This is a genomic window from Sphingobium sp. R-21, from assembly GCF_049913335.1.
Lineage (GTDB): Bacteria > Pseudomonadota > Alphaproteobacteria > Sphingomonadales > Sphingomonadaceae > Sphingobium.
The window spans coordinates 1,449,041-1,474,551 of the sequence record NZ_CP184374.1; the positions used below are offsets into that span (position 1 = coordinate 1,449,041).

General features: G+C 60.4%; 23 protein-coding genes. 10 read left to right on the forward strand and 13 right to left on the reverse strand.

From position 1 onward, the window contains the following. Nucleotides 1-69: 69 nt before the first annotated feature. From ACN9MX_RS06840 to ACN9MX_RS06875, 8 genes are all read right to left on the reverse strand, one after another. Nucleotides 70-1,251 (reverse strand): cytochrome P450, encoded by a 1,182-nt coding sequence (locus ACN9MX_RS06840; protein ID WP_363735869.1) that lies wholly within the window; start codon nt 1,249-1,251, stop codon nt 70-72. A 140-nt stretch (nt 1,252-1,391) separates the two neighbouring features. Next, a complete protein-coding gene (locus ACN9MX_RS06845) occupies nt 1,392-1,772 on the reverse strand; it encodes a DoxX family membrane protein (protein ID WP_363755228.1) in 381 nt (126 codons plus the stop codon). 110 nt (nt 1,773-1,882) lie between these two features. Beyond that, nucleotides 1,883-2,275 carry a RidA family protein gene (locus ACN9MX_RS06850; protein WP_133654757.1) on the reverse strand — a complete coding sequence of 131 codons (393 nt, stop codon included), beginning with the start codon at nt 2,273-2,275 and terminating at the stop codon, nt 1,883-1,885. A 69-nt stretch (nt 2,276-2,344) separates the two neighbouring features. Next, a complete protein-coding gene (locus tag ACN9MX_RS06855; RefSeq protein ID WP_426387422.1) occupies nt 2,345-3,538 on the reverse strand; it encodes a cytochrome P450 in 1,194 nt (397 codons plus the stop codon). 104 nt (nt 3,539-3,642) lie between these two features. After that, entirely contained in the window at nt 3,643-4,572 is a 930-nt protein-coding gene (locus ACN9MX_RS06860) for an N-acyl homoserine lactonase family protein (RefSeq protein ID WP_426387423.1), read from the reverse strand. A 132-nt stretch (nt 4,573-4,704) separates the two neighbouring features. Further along, nucleotides 4,705-5,910 carry an MFS transporter gene (locus ACN9MX_RS06865; RefSeq protein WP_426387424.1) on the reverse strand — a complete coding sequence of 402 codons (1,206 nt, stop codon included), beginning with the start codon at nt 5,908-5,910 and terminating at the stop codon, nt 4,705-4,707. Between the two features lie 181 nt (nt 5,911-6,091). Next, nucleotides 6,092-8,557 carry a TonB-dependent receptor gene (locus ACN9MX_RS06870; RefSeq protein WP_426387425.1) on the reverse strand — a complete coding sequence of 822 codons (2,466 nt, stop codon included), beginning with the start codon at nt 8,555-8,557 and terminating at the stop codon, nt 6,092-6,094. A gap of 132 nt (nt 8,558-8,689) precedes the next feature. Further along, nucleotides 8,690-9,943, reverse strand: a complete 1,254-nt coding sequence (locus ACN9MX_RS06875; RefSeq protein ID WP_133654752.1) for a M24 family metallopeptidase — start codon at nt 9,941-9,943, stop codon at nt 8,690-8,692. A 468-nt stretch (nt 9,944-10,411) separates the two neighbouring features. Between ACN9MX_RS06875 and ACN9MX_RS06880 the strand changes: the two genes are divergently transcribed. The 5 genes from ACN9MX_RS06880 (at nt 10,412) to ACN9MX_RS06900 (ending at nt 14,917) form a co-directional block, all read left to right on the forward strand. Beyond that, nucleotides 10,412-10,783 carry a DoxX family protein gene (locus ACN9MX_RS06880; protein WP_363828260.1) on the forward strand — a complete coding sequence of 124 codons (372 nt, stop codon included), beginning with the start codon at nt 10,412-10,414 and terminating at the stop codon, nt 10,781-10,783. Nucleotides 10,784-10,814: 31 nt separating this feature from the next. Further along, nucleotides 10,815-11,696 carry an NAD(P)-dependent oxidoreductase gene (locus ACN9MX_RS06885; protein WP_426387426.1) on the forward strand — a complete coding sequence of 294 codons (882 nt, stop codon included), beginning with the start codon at nt 10,815-10,817 and terminating at the stop codon, nt 11,694-11,696. 50 nt (nt 11,697-11,746) lie between these two features. After that, nucleotides 11,747-12,859 carry an NADH:flavin oxidoreductase/NADH oxidase gene (locus ACN9MX_RS06890; protein ID WP_426387427.1) on the forward strand — a complete coding sequence of 371 codons (1,113 nt, stop codon included), beginning with the start codon at nt 11,747-11,749 and terminating at the stop codon, nt 12,857-12,859. An 8-nt stretch (nt 12,860-12,867) separates the two neighbouring features. Beyond that, nucleotides 12,868-13,983, forward strand: a complete 1,116-nt coding sequence (locus ACN9MX_RS06895) for a CobW family GTP-binding protein (RefSeq protein WP_426387428.1) — start codon at nt 12,868-12,870, stop codon at nt 13,981-13,983. A gap of 193 nt (nt 13,984-14,176) precedes the next feature. Continuing rightward, nucleotides 14,177-14,917, forward strand: coding sequence for a GntR family transcriptional regulator (locus ACN9MX_RS06900; RefSeq protein WP_426387429.1), 741 nt, complete (start codon nt 14,177-14,179; stop codon nt 14,915-14,917). A gap of 191 nt (nt 14,918-15,108) precedes the next feature. Here ACN9MX_RS06900 and ACN9MX_RS06905 read toward each other — a convergent pair whose 3' ends face one another. From ACN9MX_RS06905 to ACN9MX_RS06915, 3 genes are all read right to left on the reverse strand, one after another. Then, complete coding sequence (locus ACN9MX_RS06905) at nt 15,109-16,059, reverse strand: glutathione S-transferase family protein (RefSeq protein WP_426387430.1); 951 nt, start codon at nt 16,057-16,059, stop codon at nt 15,109-15,111. A 307-nt stretch (nt 16,060-16,366) separates the two neighbouring features. Beyond that, nucleotides 16,367-18,520: a beta-glucosidase gene (locus ACN9MX_RS06910; RefSeq protein WP_426387431.1), complete on the reverse strand. Its 2,154-nt coding sequence runs from the start codon at nt 18,518-18,520 to the stop codon at nt 16,367-16,369. A gap of 137 nt (nt 18,521-18,657) precedes the next feature. Further along, nucleotides 18,658-20,883, reverse strand: a complete 2,226-nt coding sequence (locus ACN9MX_RS06915; protein ID WP_426387432.1) for a TonB-dependent receptor — start codon at nt 20,881-20,883, stop codon at nt 18,658-18,660. A gap of 182 nt (nt 20,884-21,065) precedes the next feature. Between ACN9MX_RS06915 and ACN9MX_RS06920 the strand changes: the two genes are divergently transcribed. Beyond that, nucleotides 21,066-22,079, forward strand: coding sequence for a LacI family DNA-binding transcriptional regulator (locus ACN9MX_RS06920; protein ID WP_426387433.1), 1,014 nt, complete (start codon nt 21,066-21,068; stop codon nt 22,077-22,079). A gap of 122 nt (nt 22,080-22,201) precedes the next feature. On the opposite strand, the gene ACN9MX_RS06925 is transcribed toward ACN9MX_RS06920, so the two are convergent. Further along, nucleotides 22,202-23,140 carry an aromatic alcohol reductase gene (locus ACN9MX_RS06925; protein WP_426387434.1) on the reverse strand — a complete coding sequence of 313 codons (939 nt, stop codon included), beginning with the start codon at nt 23,138-23,140 and terminating at the stop codon, nt 22,202-22,204. A 46-nt stretch (nt 23,141-23,186) separates the two neighbouring features. Between ACN9MX_RS06925 and ACN9MX_RS06930 the strand changes: the two genes are divergently transcribed. After that, entirely contained in the window at nt 23,187-23,648 is a 462-nt protein-coding gene (locus tag ACN9MX_RS06930; protein ID WP_363735854.1) for a winged helix-turn-helix transcriptional regulator, read from the forward strand. Here the strand turns inward: ACN9MX_RS06930 and ACN9MX_RS06935 are convergent. Then, on the reverse strand, nt 23,643-23,936 hold the full coding sequence (locus ACN9MX_RS06935) for a hypothetical protein (RefSeq protein WP_426387435.1): 294 nt from the start codon (nt 23,934-23,936) through the stop codon (nt 23,643-23,645). The genes ACN9MX_RS06930 and ACN9MX_RS06935 overlap by 6 nt on opposite strands. A 288-nt stretch (nt 23,937-24,224) precedes the next feature. Between ACN9MX_RS06935 and ACN9MX_RS06940 the strand changes: the two genes are divergently transcribed. From ACN9MX_RS06940 to ACN9MX_RS06950, 3 genes are read left to right on the forward strand one after another with little or no spacing between them, the layout of a single operon-like run. Continuing rightward, on the forward strand, nt 24,225-24,554 hold the full coding sequence (locus ACN9MX_RS06940; protein ID WP_363735852.1) for an ArsR/SmtB family transcription factor: 330 nt from the start codon (nt 24,225-24,227) through the stop codon (nt 24,552-24,554). 10 nt (nt 24,555-24,564) lie between these two features. Then, the gene (gene arsC, locus ACN9MX_RS06945; protein WP_426387487.1) at nt 24,565-24,978 is read left to right on the forward strand and encodes an arsenate reductase (glutaredoxin); all 414 of its coding nucleotides are present in this window, start codon (nt 24,565-24,567) and stop codon (nt 24,976-24,978) included. Continuing rightward, on the forward strand, nt 24,975-25,511 hold the full coding sequence (locus ACN9MX_RS06950; RefSeq protein WP_363735851.1) for a GNAT family N-acetyltransferase: 537 nt from the start codon (nt 24,975-24,977) through the stop codon (nt 25,509-25,511). The genes arsC and ACN9MX_RS06950 overlap by 4 nt, the downstream gene beginning before the upstream one ends.

Consider the following 25,511-nt stretch of genomic DNA (forward strand, 5'->3'; position numbering starts at 1 on the left):
CAAGGTTGGTAAGAAACCTCGTCCGCCCGATCCACGGTAAGGCCGTGGATCGGGCCGACCGGTGGCAGTTTATTTCACCGCATGCGCGGTCAGCTTGAGCGATTTGTAACCGCGCAGGACGTTGTTCAAAATGCGCTCTGCATCGTGAAGCTCGAACCGCTCGACCCGGGGTATCAATGCCGAGAGTATCGCCGACATTTCCAGTCGGGCGAGGTTTGCGCCCATGCACATGTGAATGCCGTGGCCGAAGCCCACCTGCTCGGCGGCTCGGCGCGTGATATCGAACCGTTCCGGGTCTTCCCAATGCCGTTCATCGCGATTCGCGGATGCAAACAATATAAGGACCCGATCACCCTTGTTGAGCCGTTGATCTTCGACCGAAAAATCGTCCGTCAACACGCGGGTAAAGCCCTGCGCCGGCCCCTCGAGCCGCATGGCTTCGTTGATCGCGTTAGGGATCTGCGATGGGCTCGCGCGCAGCTTGTCCCACTGGTCGGGGTGCTGCGCGAACAGGGCGATCATGCTGCCCGTTGCAAGAATGGTCGTGTCGAGGCTCGGGCCGAGATAATCGCCCATGACCGGCCCGACCTGCTCGGGGCGGAGCTCACCAGCCTCTGCCGCTTCGTACAGCTTGGCAACCCAGCTGCCAGGTTTCACGCGATCGGCGGTGCAACTGCGTGCATAGGTCACCATCTCTTCCATGATCGGAAACGCGGCCTCGGTTCGCTCAACGCCCCTTGGGCCAAAGGAGTTGAACACCGCGCTCGCCCATATGAGCATCCGTTCACGCCCTTCCTCGGGCAGACCGACCAGTTCAGAGACCACTGTAACGGGCAGAAATGGCGCGAGTTCGGCCGCGGCATCGAAATCACCCTTCGCAACCAGGCTCTCGACCAGCTCTTCCGCGAGGCTGTAAAGGCGCTGGCGGAGCTCGGCCAATCGGGCGGGCGCGAGCGGTCGACTGACAATCGAACGCAGTTCGCTATGGTAAGGGGCATCCGTGAAGAGCGTGCTGCCCATGATCGCCTTGTTCATCAGGTCGTTCATCGCAACGCCGCTTCCGGAGGAAAACAGCATATTGTTCTTCAGGGCTCCCTGCACGTCCGCAAACCGCGACATGACGTAGAGGTCATATTTGGGAAGACGCACGATCGGCGCGGTGTCCCGGAAAATTCGATAGTTCTCGAACGGATTGGCCAGCGCCTCCGGTGCGAAAACATCGACGTCCACGTCAGGAATATTGACTGCCATATCGGTACTCCGGGATTTATTTCAGATTGACAGCGGCTTCTCCGCAGCGGCGATGGGCGTCGTAGCGAACGGGCCTGCACCACTTGACTGCGCGCTCGGTTGTCTCAGCACCTGAGCGGGGTGTTCGATGTGCCTACACCTTACGCCTGACTGTGAAGCCCGACGATGATGCAGCACAAACCCCAGAACATGTGAAACTCGCAACCACCCAGGTTCCAGACCCAACGTCCCTTGGAGACTTTGAACGCTGCCAACCCCGCGCAGATCATGAAGATGCCGCCCAGCCACGCTGCGTAGAATACGTAGATTCCCAGTACCAAACCGAGCAGTACGAGCGTCTGAACGACCAGCGCAGTCCGCACAAAAAGCCACGCGGGTTTGAGCCCAGCGGCCTCGAAAAAGCCGAAGACGGCATCCTTGGCAGTAAACTGTGCAAGGATGTGGGGAATAAACAGGAGACCACAGATAATGCGAAGTTGAACTATAGCGTCAGTGAGATCCGGAAAAACGATGGCGTTCACAATACCCTCCCAGTGTACCGCCTCAAATTCGCAACATTGAGGCCTTCCCCGCTCGAAATGCCTGCATTTGCCCCTGGCCAGTGTTGCGGCCAGGGGCAAATGCGAAGCGATCAGTCGACCTTTGCCGCGATGGCTTCCATCTCGACGACCCAGTTGGGATTGGCGAGCGCCGACACCACAACCCAGGTCGAGGTCGGCAGGTAACCTTCAGGCAGATACTTCTTCCGGTGCGGCGCCAGGAAGCGGATAGCGCTGGCATCGGTCGAATAGACGTTGAGGTGAACCAGGTTTTCCGGACCCATGTTCGCTTCGGCGAGAATGGCCAGAACGTTCTTCCAGATTTCCTCGTGCTGCGCCTCGAAACCCTCAGCCAGAGTTCCGTCGGGCCGGATGCCCGCCTGTCCAGCGATCGACAGGATGCGCGCACCGGCCGGAATCTCGACCGAATGGCTATATGCCCCCACCGGGTTGGCGATCGACTGGGGATTTCTAACTACAAACATGATATCCGTCCTTTATAAATTGAAGGGTTTGGGATTGAAGATCGGTTTCAACTGCGGTGCAGTCGTTCTCTAACCGCCTGACAACGGGACCAAGCGGAGCGAAAGCTTCTCGAAACCGCGCAGGATGGCGTTGTCGGCCCGCTTGGCATCGATCAGTTCGATCGCCCTAACCTTGCCGACGAGCGCCGTGAGCATCGCGGTGATTTCCATCAACGCCAGGTTCATACCCACGCACCGGTGCGCCGAATGCCCGAAGCCGATGTGATCCGTACTGTCGCGTTCGATCTGGAAACGGTCCGGATTCTCGAAGCGACGGGGATCGCGATTGCCCGCAGCATATATGACGAACACGCGCGAACCCGCCTTGATGGGCGTGCCATCGATCTCGGTATCCTCGGTCGCCACGCGGGAGAAGAACTGCACCGGGCTCTCGATCCGGATGGCCTCGTGAATGGCACGGGGAATGAGATTGGGGCGAGAACGCAACAATTCCCACTGGTCCGGATTGTTCGCCAGCAGCCACAGCAGGTTAGACATCGCGAAGATCGTCGTGTCGAGCGATGGCATGAGATAACCCTGCAGCATGCTGAGAAACTGCTCGTAGTCGATCTCGCCGCTCACCGATGCCTCGTGCAGCTGGGCGGACCAGCTGCCGGGCCGCAGCCTGCCAGGCAGGCTGGGGTCCGCGATGTAGCCCATCATCTCGCCGATCGTGGCCAGCGCCGGAGCCGTGCCGGGCATGATATCGGGGGCCATGCCATTGAAACTGGCGGCAGCCCAGGGAAGCATGCGGTCGGTGGCATCGTCAGGCATCCCGACCAACTCGGTAACTACCGAGAGCGGCAGGTGACAGGAGATCTGGGACACCGCCTCTACCTCGCTACCGTTTGCCAGGATGCGCTCGACCTGCCGTGCGCTGAGCTCGGAGAGCATGTCGCGCATCGGGGCGAGCCGCGCCGGCGTCAACGGGCGGCCGAGGATCGCGCGCAGGCGGGTGTGCTCCGGCGGGTCGGTGCCGACGATCGACCCCGCCATCGCTGCATTCATCGCGGCATTTTGCACAACGCCTTGCGCAGACGAGAAAACCCGCTGATCGGCGAGGACCCGGCGCACGTCGGCGAAGCGGCTGACCGCGTAGAGATCGAGCGTTCGCAGGTGCACGACAGGGCCCATCTCCCGCAGTTCTTCGTAGAACGCGTAGGGCTCTAGCCGCCGTTCAAGCTCGAACGGATTGACATCCGAAATGGGGATCGAAGCCACCATAGTCTTAGTCCTCAAAACAGTTTGACATTCATCATGCGGCGCATTCCGGTTTGCGCGCTGTTCGGTCTTCCCGGATTCGACAGCATGAACGGGCGATCGGCTCCTCAGGTGTGAATGATTTTCTGGGCAGATACGTCAGGCCGCCTTGTGGTGTCGCCCTGACGCAGGTTAACCTCCGCGATCGGATTCCCACTCGGTGCCACCCATGAATTATGGCGATCCCACACCTTGGGATCGTGCCCAGGAATGACCCGGTCGATCTTCTGCTTCAACGTCTCCCGAATCTGGCGGAAGACGCTCAACTGGTTCATCACGTTGCCCTGATGATAGCCCGAAGGCCACATGCTCTCGATGTTCGAATACCAGTAGACAACGTCGCCAACGACGGCGAACGGGCCGTTGCGGGTCTGCACCTCGAACCATTGGCTGCCGAAGGTGTGGCTATCCTTGGCCAGCCGCGCCGTGATGCCCGGCAGAACCTCCTCGTCACCGCGAATGAAACGCACGCGCCCCTCGGCTACGCCCTGTGCGGCGCGGATCAGATCCTGGGGATCGAACGACGAAAAGATGAAAGCCTTTTCCTCTTCGGTCTCATACTGGTGCGCGGAGCACACAATGTCCGACCAGCCGAGATATTCGTCGATCTGGATGTACAGCTTGGCATTGGGAAACGCCTCGAAATTTCCAATGTGATCGAAATGCATGTGGGTAACCAGGATCACTTCGACATCTTCGGGCGTGAAACCGACGCGGGCCAGCACGTCACGCGGCTCCTCCCAGCTGGCAAACCCGTATTTCGCCGCCCAATGGTCATTGCGAAAACCGCAATCGACCAAGGCGACGTGCTGTTTGCCACCGACTTCGCCACCGACCAGCAATGTGTAGATCATTGGCACGCGAATTGTGCCCATATTGCTGAACTTGATGGAGCCACCAAAGAAATCTTGCGGCATTTCCGACTGGCAATATGCCAAAGGCCAGATCGAGTAATCGGTATCAAGCCGCGGCCCGAGACCAATGATTGGGGTACTCATTGCACAAAACTCCAGGATATTCTGTCGAGCGAATAGTTATAAACCCATCTTGGCGAAGACGCTGGCCCAATCTGCCCGGCGCATATGCGAGGTCGGGCCAAACGCCTCCTCGAGCAAACATGGCGGGCAAGGTCAGCCATCTGCGATTGCTTCCTCGCTCCACCGTGGACTTTTCTGGCGCTTGCGCGGTGCGGTTTCGACCAGGCCGCACATCAGGACAGCACCAAGCATCAGCCCACCGAGCGCCAGATAGAGCATATACTGAATCCCGAAGGTTCCGATGATATAGCCGGCGAGAAGCAGCGCCACGCCGCCTCCGAAGATCTCCCCGACACCGATGATCAACCCCGAAGCAGTAGAGAGCATCCCCGGGGGCGCGGACTCTGCGGCGACTGGCCCGGTGAGCAGAGAGAGAACCCCGAAGCTGGAAGCAGTCGCTCCGAACAGCGAGGCAAACAGGTAGCCTGGCTGCGCACCCAGCGAGATGAAGCAATAGGTGAATACAGCGCCACCCGTGAAGCCGAGGATCGCCATCACCCGGCGGCCAAAGATGTCCGACAAGGCCGGGAGCATCCAAAGGCCGACAAATCCGCCAAAACCGATGGCCGAGGTCACAAGCCCCACCTGCATCGACGGCAACTTCAAATATTCGGCCAGATAGATTGGCACATTCGCGCTGACCACGAAAATGCCACACATCGCGCAGAGCAAACCGACCATTGCAAGGCGGATGTTACGCACCATGAGGACCTCGCGGATCGATGTCGGCGGTGCGGGCGTGCCAATGGTCTTCTGGTTCTGGCCGGGTTCCCTGATAACCTTCCACAACAGAATCGTGAGAATGATGCCAGGCAGTCCGACAATGGCAAAAACCCCACGCCACGACGTGAAGCCGAGCAGCCAGGTCGCGAGAATGGGACCAATCCCCAATCCGAACAAGGCGAACATGCTCTGCTGCAGGCCTTGATTGAACCCTATGCGGGAGGGCCTGGATGCTTCCGCAGTCGCCGCGAAGCTCACCGGACAAAAGGCACCTTCCGACACGCCCATCAGACCGCGGATCAAAAGCAGACTGGTGAAGCCGCCGGCCAGACCACTGAACGCAGAAGCGAGCGAGAAGATAAGAAGAGCCGGCAGCATGACCTTGCGACGACCGATCCGGTCCGAGAGGTTGCCCATGGCAACTGCGGCCACGCCCCAGGTCGTGCCCAGGATGGCGATGAGGACATTGATGAGCGGCAGGCTGATCCCAAGGTCCCGCATGATGGCGGGCGCCAGCGGAGCGATGATCCAGCGGTCCAGCCCCACAAGGCCGAATCCGAGGCTCAGCAGCGCCACGGCCTTCCACTCGTAACCCGGATCGTAATCGCTGGCCGGATAACCTGCCATCACCGCCTCCTTCTAGTGCCCGATCGCCTTATGTCCCGGCCGGTCGTCAGACCGGCCGGGACGCTCATCCATACTTTCATCGCGCTGTTTCTTCTTTTCCGGGCGCGAACCGTTTTCACGACTGATGCAATCAGAAGTTGTAGCGCGCGCCGAGCTGGAAGAAGCGGGGCGGCTTGTAGGAAACCTCGTTGCAACCGCAGAAAGTCGCCAGGTCGAAGCCCTGGACACCCTGGTGCACGTTGGTGAGGTTCCTGATGCGGAAGTTCAGTTCCCAGCTTTCGTTCGACCAGCCAAGACCGGCATTGACCATCACAGTCCTGCCAAACTTGTCCGCGTCGAAATTGCGGAGGTTGTAGAAGAAGGGATCGGTATAGCTGGCGTCGCCCTGAACCGACAGCTTGCCGCCAAGAGCTTCCCATTCATACCGGAGGATGGCGCTGCCCTGAAGCGGCGGCGCATAGTTGGGCTGGACGTCGCGACTGATCGGACCTCCGGCACGAAGCGGCACATCCTTCACCTTCGCATCGAAGTAGGACACGGCAAGCCCGACATCGAGGCCCCTGACCGGCGAGGTGAACAGGTTGGCTTCGCCACCGATCGTTCTCGCGTCGGCATTGATGACGATGCCGCCAACGCCGGAGAAGAGGAATGCCTGATAGTTCTTGTAATCATAGTAGAATGCGGATGCGTTGAACCGTGTCTTGCCGTCCGGGAAGGTATATTTGATGCCGCTCTCATAGTTGGTGAGAGTTTCCGCCTTGTAGGGAAGCGCGCTGGTGGGAACCGGCAGACCGCCCGGAACGGGAGCGTTGTAGCTGCCCGCCTTCACGCCGCGGTTGATGCCTGCATAGAGGAGCAGATCCGGGTTGACCTGGAAGTCGAGCTGGACCTTGCCTGCCCAGAGCGTCTTCTTGGACTTGTCGGAATAACCGGTCGGCCCGTTCGGACCGAATATCGGGCCGATGACGATCGGTGTCCCGATCTGCGTCTCACGCGAGTCAGTGGTGCCCCATATTCCCTGGAAGAAGCTCATATCCTTCTGTTCGCGAATGATGCGCGCGCCGGTGATCAAGGTGAGTTGCGGGGCGATGTGCCAATCCAATTGGCCAAAGGCCGAGTAGGAATTAGTCTTCAGCGTCGCATCGGCGCCGACATCAAATGGCGCCCCCGGCACAACGCTGCCCACGGGGAATTTCAGTCCCGAACGCGAGTTCGCCTTGATATGCAGATAATAGAGCCCCGCCGTCCAGTCGACGAGATCGGTCTTCCCTGACAGGCGGACTTCCTGGCTGAAGGTGGAAGCACGAACGCCCTGATACACGCCGGACTGGTTGCCCGGTCCAGAATCCGTGTCCACGAAAGCGATCTTGTAGAAATGCTTGTAGTCGCTCACCGCCGCCAATTTGACGCTGTCGCTCAAGTCGAACTCGCCGTTGAGGTTGACGCCCCAGGTCCTCACGCGCCCATGATCGCGGAAGGCAAAGTCGCTCGACGTGCGAGGGCCGCTGCCATCGGGATCCTTGTAGCCGAAGAAGTCGCCGCCGGGGACCGGACGGCCGAAGGGAGCACCGAAGCTGCCAGTGTTGCCGGGGTCCGAACCGCCATCGGAACCGTCAGCCGCAATCGAAGCGCGCGTTTCGTTGGGGCCTGCATTCAAAACATTGACCAGTTCGCCGGCCGAATTGAATACGCCTATCGTTGGCTTCTGCTGATACGGCGCCGTTGCCATCCGGGTTCTCGCCGCATTGACGGACAGCAGCACGCGGGCACTGTCATTGGGCTCGAACAAGGTGGTCATGCGTCCGGCCAGCGTATCGTCATCGCCCATATTGGCGCCGGCGCCCGGACCAGGCGAACCACCAACCGCGCCCGCCGGATATTCGTTGCGCAGCCAGGGCTGCGCCTTGTTCCACATGACGGCGAAGCGAGTTGCCATCATGCTGCCCATCGGCAGGTTGATCGCCGCTTCACCGTGGAACGCACCGGGCGTGCTCAGGGAGTCATAGAGCCCGTAATTGACGTCGACAAAGCCCTCGACCTTGTCCAGATTGGGCTTGCGCGTGATGTAGCGGACAAGCCCGCCGGTCGCGTTGCGGCCGAACAGCGTGCCCTGCGGCCCCTTCAGCACTTCGACGCGGTCGATGTCGAACAGGGCGAAAGTCTGGCCCTGGCCGATCGCGATGTAACCATCGTCCAGATAAACCGCGTTCGGCGCCTCGACGATATCGTTGAAGTCATTCTGGGTCACGCCGCGGATCGTGTACTGGCTGTTCTGGCCAGCAAGCGCGCCACCGAGGTGCACGCCCGGCGTAAGCCCCGCCAGTTCGCGTGAATCGGTCACGTTGAGCGCGCGCAACTGTTCGCCGGAATAGGCGGTGATGGCGATACCCACCTTCTGGATGCTCTGCTCGCGACGCTGCGCCGTCACGATGATCTCGCCCGACAAGGCCGAGCCGCCCGTGTCCGCATGATCTTGAGCCGCTTGATCCTGCGCGGGGGCGGCGGCGGGCTCGTCCTGCGCCAATGCAGGGCTGGCGAGCGCGCCAATTGCAACTGCGCAAAGTAGGCTTGTTCGGATTCTAAGATCTTTCTTCATTATTATTCCCCTTAAAGTTATAATAAGACCCAATTTTCCCCTGCGAGAACCGAACTTTTTTTGTTATTTATCAATCGAACCAAATATTCGTATCCGTTCATTATTTCTCATCAAGGTGCTCAACATGGGAGACTAGAAAATCTCGCATCCCGGCAGGCCGCAGGAAATGAGTCGGTCCGACGGGAAGTTCGTAATGATTTCGCAACCGTCCTTGGTAACAACCACTTCTTCCTCGATGCGGGCAGCACCCGATCCGTCTTCGGCGCCGCACCAGGTTTCAAGCGCGAACACCATGCCTTCGCGCAGTGGCTGGTTCTGGCCGCGATAGCGCTTGGAAATGATCGGTCGCTCCCACAGCGACAGGCCCACGCCGTGACCATATTGCAGGAGAAACGCCTCGGCCTCGTCGCGATAGCCGAATTCGGTGGCATCCGGCCAAACATCCGCAATCTCGTCAGGCGTGACACCCGGCCGGATCATGTCGATCGAGGCGCTGATCCATTTCGACGCCTTCTCATAGGCATCGATCTGATATTTGTTGGGCTCCCCGCAAATGAAGGTCCGGTAGTAACAGGTCCGGTAGCCGTTGAACGAATGCATGATGTCCAGGAACACCATGTCGCCCGGCTGGATCATGCGATCGGAAAATGTGTGCGAGTGCGGGCGGCCGCGTGGACCCGAAACCGAGTTGACACATTCGACGCGCTCCGACCCCATGCGAAACAGATTGTCATTGGCGATTGCCACGAGTTCGTTTTCGCGCGTGCCCGGCCTGATCGCCTTGGCGATGTCCACATAAGTGGCATCCACCATTGCCGCAGCCATCTTGAGCAATTCTATCTCGTCCGGCGTCTTGATTTCGCGGGCGTCCAGCAGTGCCTGCTGTCCGTCCACCACTTCGATACCCTCGGCCTCGAGCGCCCGGAGCATCGGAAGTTCCATGATATCGATGCCGAGCGGCTGCTTTTCGATCCCGAAATGAACGAGCGCCTTCTTGATCTGCTTTGCGAAATCGCCCTGCACGTTCATCCACGGCGGAAGTCCGCCCTGCATGGTCGAGATCGGCGCGGCCACATTGTCCGCGATCCACGGCGACGACAGCCGCTTGGCGGGCGGCGCCGGATCCCAGAGAAACGGAGGTCCTTCGGCCGGACAAAGCGCATAGCGCATGAACTTGTCGCGCGCCCATTCGCCGATATGCGTACCCGTAACATAGCGGATATTGTCGAAATTGAAGCACAATACCGCACCAAGGCCCGCGTGACGTACCGCCTCCTGCGCCCGCTTCAATCTTGCCTTGAACAAGCGGTCGTAATCGATGCCGCGCTCCCAGTCTTTAGCCTGGGTGCCGAAGCTTGCGCCAGCATGTGGTCGATTATACTTCATTATCAGCTTTCCCTCTCGGACGCCTAAAGCGTAATTCCGACATGCGATCACATTAGATCGCCAATCCAATATTTAAACCAATACTTCTAATTCGTGGAATTCATTAATTCTAAGACAGAATCAGTGGACGATGATTGCGGATTGAGGCGAAAGGTATTTCTGACCCTCAAAGCCATTCCTGACTGCAGCCTTCGACTTCATGAACCTCCCTATGGGCTTGCCTTGCCCGGCGCCTTGATGCCGTCGTGAGTAATTTCGCACGAATGAAATTTATAGGCATTAATTTCGTTAGTTTTGGCCTTTGAGCAAAACTTGTCGATTTTTCTTGCGCTGTCAAGCGCCTCTCCATATTAAATTATGCCAGCCCCGACCTTGAACGCCGGAAAGCGAACAGAGTGGGATCGTGGCAGCATGATCTGGGCGGATAATGGCGGGCCGGCGTGCCCAAAGGCAGTGGAGGAATGCGCCGTGGACAGCGCCTTCGACATGACGAATGGCTATGCCGTGCTGAGGGTCTTGTGCGGCGCCTTCTTCATCCCTCATGTGGTTGGGAAAATCACTGCGCGTCAGGCCTCGGTAGCCTTCTTCAAGCAGGCCGGCCTGAACCCGCCCCAGTTCTGGTCCTATGTGGCCATGGGACTCGAGATTGTACTGGCAGCCTGCCTGATGCTCGGCATCCTGCCGGTTTACGCCGCTTATCTCGGGTGCGTTTACCTGCTTGTCGCCGCAGCCGCGAACTTCAAAGTTTCGCGCCGGTGGTTATGGCATATTGGCGGGAGCGAATGGCCAGTGTTCTGGGCGCTATGCTGTGCGGTTGTCGGTTATTACGGCTCGCATTGATGGACGGGCGCGGTGGACACGGAGTTTTGTAATGAAGGTAGTTTTCATAGGTCTTGGACGCATGGGGCAGGCGATGGCCCGGCGGCTGCTGGATGCGGGCCATGACCTTGTGGTGTGGAACCGCACGCCGGATCGGCTGCGCGAACTGCTTGACCTGGGTGCGACGCAGGCCGATTCGATCGCGCAGGCCGCCGCGCTTGGCGCGCCTGTCATCACCATGCTCGCCAATGACGAAGCCCTGGCACAGGTCGCCCAGGGCCCGGGCGGCCTGATCGAGAGCCTGCCGCCCGGCGGCCTGCACATCGCGATGGGAACCCACCGCAGCGACACGATCCGCAACCTGACCGCCGCGCATGCGAAGGCCGGCCAGATGCTCGTCGCAGCGCCCGTGCTGGGCCGGCCTACTGCCGTGGCGGCCGGGCAGCTCGGCATCATCGCGGCTGGACCCGCCGACGCCGTCGCGCACGCGCAACCGCTGTTCGACGCCATCGGCAGGCGGACTTTCGCCGCCGGGTCCGATCCCGCCACCGCCTCGCTGCTCAAGCTCACCAACAATATGGTGCTGGCCTGCGCGATCGAGGTCATGGGCGAGGCGTTCAGCCTGGTCGAGAAGTCCGGAGCCGATCCCGAAGCGATGCGCGATATCCTGATCGAGGGTCTGTTTTCCGGTCCGGCCTATAGCGGCTATTCGCGCGCGATCCTGGATCGCAGCTGGGATAATGTCGGCTTCACCGCAACCCTTGCCCTCAAGGATGTCGATCTCGCCCTCGCCACGGGTGTTGCCAATGGCGTTCCCCTGCCCAGCGCCGAGGTCTGCCGCGAGCGACTGGTGCGCGCGATCGCCGATGGCGATGCCGAGCGGGACTGGATCGTCATGGCCCTCGCCCAGGCCCGCGCCAGCGGACTTGCCTGATTTTCAACCCAATCCTATCTGCTCAACCATCAAGAGAAAGCCTTCAACCCATGACCAGCAAGCTCTTTTCGCCGATTACGCTGCGCGAACTCACCCTCTCCAACCGCATCGTGGTCTCGCCCATGTGCCAGTATAATTCCAACGAGGGCTCTGCCAATGACTGGCATCTGGCCCATCTGGGCGGTTTGTCGATGGGCGCCGCGGGCCTGGTCATGGTCGAAATGACGAACGTCGCGCTGGACGGCCGGATCTCGCCGCGCTGCGCCACCCTGTGTTCGGACGAGAATGAGGCCGCGCTGAAGCGGGTCGTGGATTTCTGCCGCACCTATGGCGTCGCCAAGATGGGGATCCAGATCGGGCATGCCGGGCGCAAGGGATCGCAGCAGCCGCCGGCACTGGGCGGCAAGGCATTGACCGCAGAGGAAGGCGCCTGGGAAACGGTCGGACCGTCGGCCATCCCGTTCGGTGACTTTCCGGCGCCCCGCGCGCTGACCAGGGCCGAGATGCTCGACCTGATCGAAGCCCACCGCCAGGCCGTCGCGCGCGCCGAACGGATCGGTTTCGACCTGATCGAGATGCATGGCGGACATGGCTACCTCATCCACCAGTTCCTCTCGCCGCTCGCCAACCAGCGCACCGACGAGTTCGGCGGGTCGCTGGAAAACCGCATGCGCTTCCCGCTCGAGGTGTTCAAGGCGATGCGGGCGGAATGGCCCGCGCACAAGCCGATGGGCATTCGCGTGTCGGCGACCGACTGGGTCGAGGGCGGCTTCAACCCCGACGAGGCGGTCGAGTTCGCCAAGGCGCTCAAGGCGCTCGGATGCGACTTCATCGACGTCACCACCGGCGGGCTCGATCACCGTCAGCAAATTCCGCTGGCGGCCGGCTACCAGGTGCCGTTCGGCGAACGGATCCGCAAGGAAGCGGATATCCCGACCATGTCGGTCGGCCTCATCGGTGGCAGCGCCCAGCAGGCTGAAGAGATCGTCGCCTCCGGCAAGGCCGATTTCGTGATGATCGGCCGCGACGCGCTCTACGACCCTCGCTGGGCATGGCACGCTGCCGAGGAGCTCGGCGCGACGACCGACTATGCGCCCAAATACGGCATGGCCAGGCCCGCGCTTCGCCCGCAGCTGTATCCCAACCACCGCGCACCTGCCTGAGCGCGCGCATGCTGACTCCCAAACAGGATATGAGGACGCCGGTCACAGTGCTGACCGGCTTTCTCGGCAGCGGAAAGACCACATTGCTCAATCGCGCCCTGCGCGATCCGGCGATGACGCGCACCGCCGTGATCATAAACGAGTTTGGAGAGATCGGGATCGATCACGCCCTCACCACGGCGAGCGACGATACGATCATGGTGCTGGAAAATGGCTGCCTGTGCTGCACGGTCTTTGGCGACCTCATCCAGACCCTCAACCGGCTCTATCATGCCCGTGAGGCCGGCGAGGTCGATTTCAACCACGTCGTCATCGAAACCTCCGGCCTGGCCGAGGCGGGCCCCATCCTCCAGGCTTTCCTGTCCGAACCCACGCTTGAGGGGCTCTTCCGGATGGGCGCGGTCGTTGCGACCGTCGATGCGGTGAACGCAGAGGCTACCCTGGCGGATCATCCCGTTTCCGTGCGGCAGGTCGCGCTGGCGGACAGCATTCTCCTGACCAAGACGGACCTGTTGGAACCTGCGGAGCGGGCGGCGCGCAAGGCGGCGCTGATCGCCCGGCTGGGCCAGATCAACCGCACCGCCCCTGTGCTGGAAAGCGATGATCTGGCGGCCGATCCGGTGGGCGTGATGCGCAAGCTGATGGCCGATCCGAGAGAGGATCCACAAGCCGCGAAAAGCTGGATGGAGGCCGCCCTTGGCGCGGCTTCAGCCCACGCAACGCATCACGCGGAGCATGGCCATGAAGCGCATGCGCATGACAGTGGCATCGCGTCGTTCAACCTGATCCGGGACGAGCCGCTCCCGCGCGAGGCTCTGAACCTGCTGCTGACGTCCCTGGAAAAGCATCTCGGCGCCAATCTGCTCCGGGTGAAGGGGCTGGTGAATGTCAGGGAGGAACCCGGCCAGCCCGCCGTCATCCAGGGCGCGCAGCATCTGCTGCACAACCTGACCTGGCTTCCCGAATGGCCCGACGAGGATCAGCGCACGCGCATCGTCTTCATCACCCAGGATCTGCCCGCCGGCGAACTGGAAGAAATGGTGACATTGCTCGATCGCGTCGCACACCGAACCGCCCTCGCACGCATGAACGCAGGCGGAGCAGAACCCGCAAGGCCCATCTGAATATGTTTCGGCTCCGGCCACCTGCAGACCGCAAGGGGTGTCGCGCCCGGCGGCCGGAGCTTAACCAAGGGCCGGAAGCTGCCCTCGAAATTGCGCGGGAGCCTCAGCTGGCCGATTACGGACACTCCAGAGATTCGACTTTCCCGACGGACGCCCTTATCTTTGTCGCCTTGCCGCATTCTGAAAGAGCAAGATGATTGAAATGTACCTGAACGACAAGAATGACAAGTCGGCCCTTTCTGCAGTGGACACCATCGCCACGCCGGAGGGGTCTGGCGAGCGGCAAACGGCGACATTGACCCAGTCCGTCTATGCGCAGTTGCGCGCCGACATTCTCAGCGGGCGGATGCGTCCGGGCGAGAAGATCCGTGCCGAAGCCGTGCGCAAGCGGTTCAACACGGCCAGCAGCCCCGTTCGGGAAGCGCTCAACCGGCTCCTTTCAGAAGGCTTCGTCGCGCTCGAGGAGCAGAAGGGCTTTCGTGTCGCGCCGGTGAGCGCCGAGGAGCTGAAGGAACTCGTCAAGACGCGCTGCTGGATCGATGGCCTGGCCATTCGTGAATCGATCGATCGGTTCGACCTGGCGTGGGAGGAGAATCTCATACTCGCGCTCCATCATCTGTCGCGAACCCATCGCGGGGAGACGGGCCAGGGCGAAAGTTCCGAATGGGAAAGCCGGCACAAGGACTTCCACCTTGCCCTCATCGGCGGGTGCGGCAGCCGGTGGATCAAGCGGATCAGCGGCCAGTTGTTCGACGCCGCGGAACGCTACCGTCTTCTCGCGCTGGAGCAGGTCCTGGAGCGCAATGAGCTGCAGGAACATCGCGATCTGGTCGATGCATGTATCAATCGCGACGCCGATCGCGCGATCACCCTGCTCCAGCATCACTACACCCAGACCTTCGAAGCGATTACAAACACATCGCTCAATCCGTGAAAGAATAGGGAAGTCCTGGAAGCACGAAAATTGAAGCGAGGCAGAGGACTTGCTTCAAACATTCGAAAGATGCCCTGGGCCGAATGTCGATTGCCTGTTTCCTGGAGCAATTCCAGACGATCGCTGGTAGGAAATCGCGGAAGACAGAGAGTTTGGATTACCGATCTGATCCAATCAGATCGAAGCTCGCTCTAATATTCGATCTTCGGTCCCAGGGGAACGATACCGGTCGGGTTGATCGTCGGATGGCTTTGGTAATAGTGGCCCTTTATGTGCTGCATGTTCACAGTCTTGGCGACTTCGGGCAGATGATAAATCTCACGCGTGTAGCGCCACAGATTCGGGTAATCGACGATCCGGCGCAAATTGCATTTGAAGTGACCGACATAGACCGGATCGAAGCGTATCAGTGTAGGGAACAAACGGATATCGGCCTCGGTCAACTGTTCGCCCATAAGGAAGCGATGGGACGAAAGCCTGTTTTCGAGCCAATCCAGCGTTTCGAACAGCGGGCCAAGCGCTTCTGCATAGGCTTCCTGGCTAGTGGAAAAGCCAGCCCGATAAACGCCGTTATTCAACGTATCGTAGATCCGCTGGTTGAGCGGATCGATCTCCGCCCGCAGCGGTTGCGGATAGTAATCGCCCGGCTTGGCTCCAAGACCGTCGAAGGCGGAGCCCAACATCCGGAGGATTTCGGAAGACTCGTTGTTGACGATTTTCCCGGTCTTCTTGTCCCATAAAATGGGTACCGTGACAGACCCTGTATAGTGCTGGTCGTCGGCAGTATAAATTTCCCGCAGAAAAAGCGCCCCGTGAATAGGATCCGGAATCACGCCCGGACCATCGGCAAAGGTCCAGCCTTGTTCACGCATCACCCAGTTGACTACAGAAATGCTGACCATGTCTTCCAGCCCCTTGAGTGCCCGCATGATCAACGTGCGGTGGGCCCAGGGACAGGCAAGACTGACATATAGGTGATATCGCCCGGCTTCGGCAGCAAAGCCTGCACTGCCGCTTGGCCCCGCAGCTCCATCCGCTGTGACCCAATTGCGATAAATGCTGTCCTTGCGGATGAAACGGCCGCCAGTGGAAGAAGTATCATACCACTGCTCATGCCAGACGCCGTCAATCAGAAGTCCCATGCCATCATCCCATTGTCTGTCTGCTCGATCGTGGCGGGGCCGCAATCTTGGGTGGAACGAATTGAAGCGCAAGGACAGGGGCGACGGGCCGATAATCCGCCATCACCAGGTCAATCCGCGTTCATCGTCGACATCACATCATATCGATGAATTTCAATTTCCCCACATTTGAGCGATAGTTCATGCAATAATACGCATTTTGTCGATTTTTTTGATGAAGTCGAGTCCTACATTCATTGGAACGACGCGAGACTGAAGCGCCCATGCGCACCATCGACCGCGCGTTCGACGCACAACTCGATCGCCTTCAATCCTTCCAGTGCTTTTCGCCCAGGCGGATCGTGACCGGTTCTTCCAGCCTTTCGGCATCCTCGCCAAGTGCGAAGCTATAACTGCCGGCAGGCATCGACCACTGGCCGTCCCCCCAGTTCGCCAGCAGGCGGTCATCGACCGTCAGCGTGATCGCCTTGCTTTCCCCCGGATTCAACATGACCCTCTGAAACCCGATCAGGCGTTGCAGCCTTTCGCCATTGCGCCCCACCATATAGAGTTGCGGCACATCGGCCCCTGCCCGGTCGCCGACATTCCTGATCGTGAAGCTCAGCCGGAGCTTCTCTCCCCTGACCGCAGACAGTCCGGACAGGCTGAACTTGCTGTAGCTCAGGCCATGGCCGAACGGGAATAACGGCTTTTCTCCCGAGCGGGCAAAGGCACGATAGCCCACATCCGCGCCTTCGCTGTAATCGACCTCCACCGGCGTCTTGTCCGGCAGGCCCAGGCCCGGCAATGCGCGGCGGGGATATTGATCAAGCGAAGCTGGATAGGTCATCGGCAAGTGACCGGACGGATTGACCCGCCCCGTCAATATATCCGCTATCGCCTGTCCGCCTTCCTGCCCCGGATACCAAGCCTGAACGACCGCCTTCGCCTTGTCGAGCCAGGGCATCGTCACCGGATTGCCTGTTTCCAGAACGACGACAAGATTGGGATTGGCGGCAGCGATCGTCCGGATCAGATCCTCCTGCCCCTGCGGCAAGGACAAGGACCCGGAATCGTAGGACTCGCCTTCCCATTTGGTCGCAAAGAGGATCACCATATCGGCACGCGCGGCAAAGGCGGCGGCGACTTCAGCCGAATAGCCGGTCTGAAAGCTGATGCTGGCCTGGGGCAGGGCAGCGCGCAGGGCCGCGATCGGCGCATCGGGAAAATAGGATTGGCGATTGAACAGTTCGACCGGCCCCTCGCCGCCCTTGAGAACGCGCATCTCGCCGTTCGAGGGGGTGACCTGACTGGACCCGCCGCCCGACAGCACGCCGAAATCTGCATTGCCGCCAACGACCAGGATCGACTTCGCGCTCGCGGCCAGCGGCAAAATGCCCTCATTCTTGAGGAGGACGATCCCTTCGCGGGCCGCTTCCAGGGCCGTCTTCGCATGGGCTTTGTAATCGATCGGCTGGGTGGAATAGGCATCGGAAATGCCGATGGCGAACAGGCTGCGCAGCACGCGACGGACAGCGTCGGACAACCGGGCCTGCGATACGTCCCCCTTCGCTACCGCGGCCGTGAGCGGCTCGGTAAACCAGGGGTGCTCGTCGAGCTGGCGACCCATTTGCTGGTCAAGCCCCGCATTGATGTAGGATACGTCACCCACCGCGCCCCAGTCAGACATGACCCAGCCGGGATATTTCCACTCGCCCTTCAGGATATCGTCCAGAAGATGCGCGTTGCCGCAGACCTTCTGGCCATTGACGAGATTATAGCCGCACATCACCGCGCCCGGCTGGCCGATCTCTATCCCGATCTTGAACGACAGCAGGTCGCTCTCCCGCAGCGCGCTCTCGGCAATGACGGCATTTGCGGTGTTCCGCTGCGTTTCCTGCGCATTGAGGACGAAATGCTTGATCGTTGAGACGACGCCCTGCGATTGGATGCCACGAATGGAATAGCCGGCGAGCATGCCCGCAAGCAGCGGATCCTCCCCCAGATATTCAAAATTGCGGCCGTTGCGCGGATCCCTGGTCAGGTTCATGCCCCCGCCGAGCAGGATGTTGAAGCCCTTGGCCCGCGCTTCCGCCCCGATGGTCACGCCGACCCGTTCGGCCAATATGGGATCGAAGGATGATGCGAGTGACAGTCCCGAAGGCATGGCGGTCGCAACATCCCCCACGCGAAGCTGGCCGGGGTTGACGACGCCCAGACTGGCGTCCGTCGACAGTTGCGGCGGTACGCCCAGCCTTGCGATGCCGGGCACGTAGCCGGCCGTGAACGGCACCCCGGGGGGTATGTCGACTTCAACCCCTGCCAGCGGGATCGGCATGATCGCCGACAGCAAACCGATTCTTTCCGCGTCGGTCATTTGCGCTTCCAGGCGCGCCGCCTTCTGGTCTGGCTCTTCTGCCTTGCCACGCGCCATGACCGGGGACGAAAGAACAAGCGCCGAAAGCGCCAGCAGGGCACGCATTAAAGGCCATTCCTTTTCAACAGGGGGGAAGGGGAAACCGGCTGGATGAGCAGGCACCGCCCTCTCCCAATCCAAAGTATTCTGGATGAATGTTTGCCGGACCTTCGGGGGAGAACGAAGGCCCGGCATCCCAGGGATCAGAAGTTGACGCCGGCCCGGACGCCATAGGTCCGCGGATCGGCAAGCTGCGCGGAGGCGAAGATGCCGGTCTGCGCCGCGGTGACGACTATGCTGTTCTCCACATTCCGGACAAAGCCCTGGAGGTACCAGCGGTTATCCGGCGCATTGTACGTCAAGAGCAGATCGGTCCGTGTATTGCTGGGCACGCGGAACTGGTTCACCGTGCTCAGCGAAGCGAGGCGATAGTCATCCGAAAGCCGCGTACGCACCCCGGCCTGGACATTGCCGCCATTGGCAAGATTGAACGTCTGCATATAGCCCGCGGTGACGACGAAGGTCGGCGACCGATCCAGCTTCTTGCCCGACCAGTCAAATCCCGGCGCTGGTATGAAGGAGCCATAACGCGCGTTCAGCCAGGAGAAGGAGAAATCAAACTTGCTGGTCGCAACCGGCATGATGACGCCCTCCAGTTCAACGCCATCGATCTTGGCGGACGAGGCATTGGTGGTGACGCGGCACGGCGTGCCACACAGCGTGTCGGAGAACTGGCTGAGCTGTATGCTCTTATAGTCATAGTGGAATGCCGATGCATTCAGGCGAACGGCATTGTTCATGAAGCGCGTCTTGAGGCCCGCTTCGTAAGAGGTAAGCGTTTCGGGATTATAATAGAGCGCTCCGGCGGGTACAGTGCAGCCACTGTTCGTACCCTGTTCACAACCATCGTTGAAGCCGCCAGCTTTATATCCGGTCGCAATAACACCATAAAGCAGCGTCCGGTCGTTCACATCATAATCCGCGCCGATCCGCCAGGTTGTCTTGGAGAATTTGCGATGCGCAATGTTCGGCGTGCTAAGGTCGGTGGGTTGCCCGCAGGCGACCGTGCCGCATTGGACGAACTGCCCGATACGCGACTTGTTGTCATGCGAATAGCGGATGCCGCCGGTGAGCCGTAGCGATGGGGTGATGCTGTAGGTCAGCTGACCGAAACCAGCCCAGGATTCGGCAATGGTCGGATCCTGCTCGACACCGAAAGCGTAACCGGTGGCGCCGGGCGTCGGCGTCAGGAATCCAAGCAGGTAGCTCGCGATTGCTGACTTCTCCTTGAAATAATAAATGCCGGCCTGCGCCTTGATTGGACCGTCGCCATTGGTCGAGAAGCGCAGCTCCTGACTGTTTTGCCAGTAACTGCCATCATAGGGATTCGCGATGGTAGCGCCGCCGCCATCGACGAGGAACGCGCCGTCTTCGTGCCGCTTGAACTCACGGTAGGAACCCAGATAGTTCAGAGTGACAGGGCCAAGATCATAGCTGAGATCGGCCTGGATGCCCCAGGTCGAGTTGTCGGAACCGATCGGCCCGCTGAAGGGCGCGTTCAACGTCCGCTTTTCCGCAGAACTGCTGCCATTCGCAATGTACAGCGGGTCAACGCCGGTCGTCTGATAATCGGCGTAGAAGTTGCTGACGGGAACCGTATTGTATCCCGTACCCTTGATAGCCGAATAATCGCCGCGCAGGACGAGTTCACCAGAACCAAGATCAAACAGGGCGGAGAGCCGGCCGGAGAAGTTCTTCTTGAACGGGTCCAGGCGCGCATTCCAGTTCGGCCCGGCAACCAGATAATTATCGCGGCGATCGTAATTGGCCGCGGCGCGGATCGCTATCCCCTGGCTTACCGGGACATTGATGACTCCGGTCAGCTGCTGCGTGTCGAAATTGCCATATGTAGCGTCGATCGAACCATTGAACTCTCCCAGCTTGGGCTTGTTCGTGATGATGTTGACCAGGCCTGCCGTGGTGTTGCGGCCGAACAGCGTGCCCTGCGGACCGCGCAGCACCTCGACGCGCTGGACGTCGAAGAAGCTGACTTCCTGGACCTGAGGACGGGCGATATAGATGCCGTCGGCCATGAAAGCGGCGGACGGATCACCCTTTTCGGTGCCGTCGGAACTGCTGACGCCGCGAATGGTGATCTGCAGGCCGTTATTACGGTCGATCGACAGATTGGGCACCTGTTCGCCAAGGCTGGTCGGGTTGGTGACGCCGGCCGATAGCAGGGCGTCGCCGCTGACGGCCGTCAGGGCAACCGGCGTTTTCGACGCAAGCGTCTCGTTACGGGTCGCGGTGACGACGATTTCCCCGTCCGGCAGTGCTGCACCCGCGCCCGCTTGGGCGAAGGCCGGAAGCGAAAAGGAAAGCGCTGCGGCAAGCGCGGTGACCGAAACATAGGCCGTGCGAATTTTCATCGAGAACATCCCCTTTTTTAAGGTGAAATTTGTCGCCCCTGACGTCGACAGCGCAATTTCCTAACAGCGCATGTCAACGTTGACAATATCGAAAATGTCAACGTTGACATTGGCGGATTGGAGCCAATGGCAAAGGTCAGTCAACGTTGACAAAAAAGCCGGCCTACGCGAAGGCTCGCGACATGCCTTTCGATACCAAACCCACGCTGCACGATGTCGGCGCGCTCGCCGGTGTGGCGGCACGCACCGTTTCGCGGGTGATCAATCGTGAGCCAGGCGTGTCGGACCGAACCGCCTTAAGGGTCAGGCGTGCCATTGAAGAGCTGAATTTTCGTCCCAACCTGGCCGCCCGCGCGCTGCGCGGCGACCGGTCCCTGCTCGTGGCAATCATCAACTGCAACCCCTGGCCACGCTATGTTGCCGATGTGGTGAGGGGCGTGTCGATGGCATGCCGGCAGGCCGGGACGTATCTGACCTTCGAGGAATTTTCGCCCGACGACCAGCATATCGCCGCCAGCATGGCGAATTTTATCGACAATGTCGGGATCGCAGGCACCATATTGATCCCGCTCCTGGCCGACGACCAGGAATTGCTCGACATGCTCGAACGTCGCGGGGTGCGCACCGTGCGCATGTCGCCGGCGCGCGACATCGGCAGAACCAATGCCGTGATTTCACGCGACGAGGACGGCATATCCGCGCTTGTCGATCACCTCGTCGCCCTCAACCATCGCAAATTCGGATATATCGCAGGGGCTCAGGGCCACGCCTCCTCGGAAATCCGCGCCGACTCATTCCGGAAACGACTGCATCACCATGGCATCGACTGGTCTTCCGTGCTGTTCGCCCATGGCGACTTCAGCTACATATCCGGAGCGGAGGCCACCCGCCACATGCTGGCCAGGGACCGCAAGCAATGGCCAACCGTCATCTGCGCCGCCAATGACGAAATGGCTGCCGGCGTGATCAGCGTGTTGGGCACAATGGGGATCAGGGTACCGCAGGATATCGCGGTGACCGGCTTCGACGACAATGACATTGCCCGATTGATCTGGCCGCCGCTCACCACCGTCCGGCAATCCGTCGTCGATCAGGCCTATTCGGCGACCCAATTGCTGCTGGATCGAACCTCGGACGAACCCCGATGCATCGAACATGGGGTGGAACTGATCATCCGGCAAAGCACCTCCGGCTGAGCCATGGCGGTAAGCAAGAAAACAAAGCGGTCGACCTGAACTGATTCAGATCGACCGCTCCGGATTTCTTGTCGTCACCGATTTCCTGGCCCGCGATCGGTCCCGATCGCCTGGAAATCGCTTCAGGCGAGGTTGGAACCGATCCACGCCGCCACGTCGGTAACCGGAATGGCATTGCGCTGGTTGAACGTTCCGGCCTTGTCCCAGGCGACCCCGCGTCCCTGGGCAAAGGCGGCGCGATATTTCCGCATCATGTTCTGCGGGTCGCTGGCCAGTTCTTCCATCAGGAAGGGTACGGTCCATTCCGACCGGCTGAAGGGACGGCCAAGGGCAGCTTCCAGCTTGTCCGCGACTTCGCCATAGGTGACGGTATCGCCCGCAAGGAATACGATCTCGTTGTGGATGGTCGGTTCGAAAAACACGATTTCCGCGGTCAGCACCCCGATGTCATCGGGCGTGGTCAGCGTCACCGCGGTGTCGAGGCTGCCAAGGGCATGGACTGCGCTGTTCTTCAGATCGACGACGCCGAATTCCGGTTCGAACAGATAGCTCATGAACATGCCGGTGGAAATGATGACCCACTCGGTCTTGCTCTGCGAGCGCAGCAATTCCCGCACGTCGAGCTGGGCGTCGAAGATATCCTGCGGGCTGCCACGACCGATCGCTTCGAAATCGACGCCAAACTGCCACGGGAAGTAACGCGGTATGCCCGATTGCAAAGCAGCCTTGGCCAATTTCATGGGCGTGTTGATCCCGGCGGCATAGCCCGCGCATCCGATCACCGTGTCATAGCGCGAAAATACGGACGCCAGTTCATCGATCGAGCTTGTCACCAGATCGCCCACGACGATCTCGATACCCAGATCACGGATTTCGGCGACATCCCGCTGCTTTTCGGGCACGTCGGACTCGACGGCACTGGCGCGCAGCAACACGCTGATCCTGGCCCCATCGACGTCCTTTGCGCGACGCGCCAGGTTGCGCAAGACTGGCAGGCCCAGTTCGCCGGCCCCCAGCACGAGAATGTTCCGTGACTTCACGATGGAAACTGCATCATTCATAATTCTGACCTATTCAGCATTGGTTGCCGCCTTGATATGGCGATCCATGGACAAGCGCGAAAGAAGGCACATGCGTGATACTGGGGCCGGATTATTGAATCCGGAGGACATTCTCGAATATTCTCAGACCGTTTGCGACGGCCTGAGAGACGACGACGACGGCTTGCGGCGAGAGGTTCTGGCCCATGCCGGCAATCGCTGGTCGCTGGGCGTCATTCACACGCTCGGCGTGTACGGCCAACTGCGCCATGCGGAAATCGGCCGGCGCATGCATGGCGTTACGCAACGAATGCTGACCCGCACCCTTCGCCAGTTGGAGCGCGACGGGTTGGTGATCCGCCACGATTTCGAGGAGGTGCCCCCTCGCGTCGAATATCAGCTGTCCGATTCCGGCCTTGAGCTGCTTGTCCGGATGGTCCCTCTATGGACATGGATCGTCGAGAATGCGGAGCGGTTTCGGAAGGCCCGGGAGACATTCGACAGCCTTCAGCTGGGCAAGGCGTCATAGAACCCCGTCCTTCGCGACAGGGAGCGCCCAGGCGATTACCTGATCGCCGATCGGCGTTTTCATGAAGTGATGGCCCCCGGTCATCAGGACGACATATTCACGCCCATTCTGCTCATAGACCATCGGCGTCGCCTGACCGCCGGCGGGGAGCGCCTGCTGCCAGAGGATTTTACCGGTCCTCATGTCGATGGCCTTGAACAAATCGTCCGTCGACGCCGCGATGAAGATCAGGCCGCCGGCCGTAACGACCGCACCGCCATTATTTGGCGTACCGAGGCAAATTTGCAATCTTGGACGACGGCGCCCTGTCGGCGCCGAATGAGAGCACTTCCCGCCCGCAGCAATCGCCCGCGTCCGACGAGGGCAAATTCCGCAAGTTGCTCCAGTTCCTGATTTTCCGTTCCCAGGTCCGGTCGGTCCACTTTTGCAATTCGGTTGCCAAAAATTTGCCGATTCCAGAATGCGCCTTCAATTTTGAGGCTGATCCATACTGTCATTGACCGGATAATTGGGGAACTGATCGGAAATATTCGATGCATCCTTGACGAGGCCAAATGCATCGGATAATTACGATGCATGGACACCAGCGAAGCACTTTCGGTCCTCTCGGCTCTTGGCCATCCCACGCGTCTTGATGCGTTTCGGCTGCTGATCCGACATGAGCCTGACGGCCTGTCGACCGGCGAGCTGGTCGAGGCCTCCGGCCTGACCCAGAGCACCTTCTCAACGCACCTCGCCGTCATGGTGAAAGCCGGACTGGTACTGTCGGAGAAGCGTGGCCGCCAACAAATCCAGCGCGCCAATCTCGACGCGTTGCGCGGACTGATGGTCTATCTGGCCAAGGATTGCTGCCAGGGACGCGCCGAACTGTGCGAGCCGCTGCTGGCCGAACTTATCTGCTGCTGAAGAGGCGATGATGACCGATATCGTGATCTACCATAACCCGCTTTGCGGAACCTCTCGCAATGCCCTGGCCATGATCCGCAATGCGGGCATCGAACCCCATGTGGTCGAGTATCTGAAGACGCCGCCAAGCCGCGCGCTCCTGGTGCAACTCATGGGTCGGGCCGGCATCACCCCGCGCGCCCTGCTGCGCGAGAAAGGCACGCCTTTTGCCGAACTGGGCCTGGGCGACGAAAGCCTGGCCGATGACGCGCTGATCGACGCGATGATGGAGCATCCCGTCCTCATCAACCGTCCGCTGGTGGTGTCTCCGCTGGGTGTGAAGCTCTGCCGGCCTTCCGAAGAAGTCCTGGATCTGCTGCCGGCCGGGCAGCGCTGCCCATTTGTCAAGGAAGACGGCGAAGTCGTGGAAGCGACGAGGCGATGACCCTTTCGGTTCGCGACGCAACGATCGGCGATGCCGGTGCCATTGCCGCCATCTACGCGCATCACGTCTTGCACGGCACGGCGACCTACGAAATCGTGCCACCGACCGAAGAGGAGACCGAAGCCAAGATACGAACGCTGACCGGACGAGACTGGCCATTCCTTGTTGCCTGCGATGGATCTGAGGTGGTGGGCTATGCCTACGCCACGCAGTTCCGCGATCGGCCGGCCTACGCTTATGCCTGCGAGAACAGCATCTACGTGGCGCACGACAGGCGCGGTAGCGGCATCGGCAAGCTGCTCCTCATGGCCTTGCTGAAGGCCGCTGAAGCCCATGGCTTCCGGCAGATGGTCGCCGTCATCGGCGGGGGTGAACCTGCCTCCGTAGCGCTCCACGCGTCCTGCGGTTTTGAGCATGTCGGTCGCCTCACCGGCATGGGCTGGAAGGCAGGCCGCTGGCTCGACACGGTTTACATGCAGCTTCCCTTGGGCGGCGGCATCGCGACCGCGCCGGCTGCTTCCGGGAAGGACTGA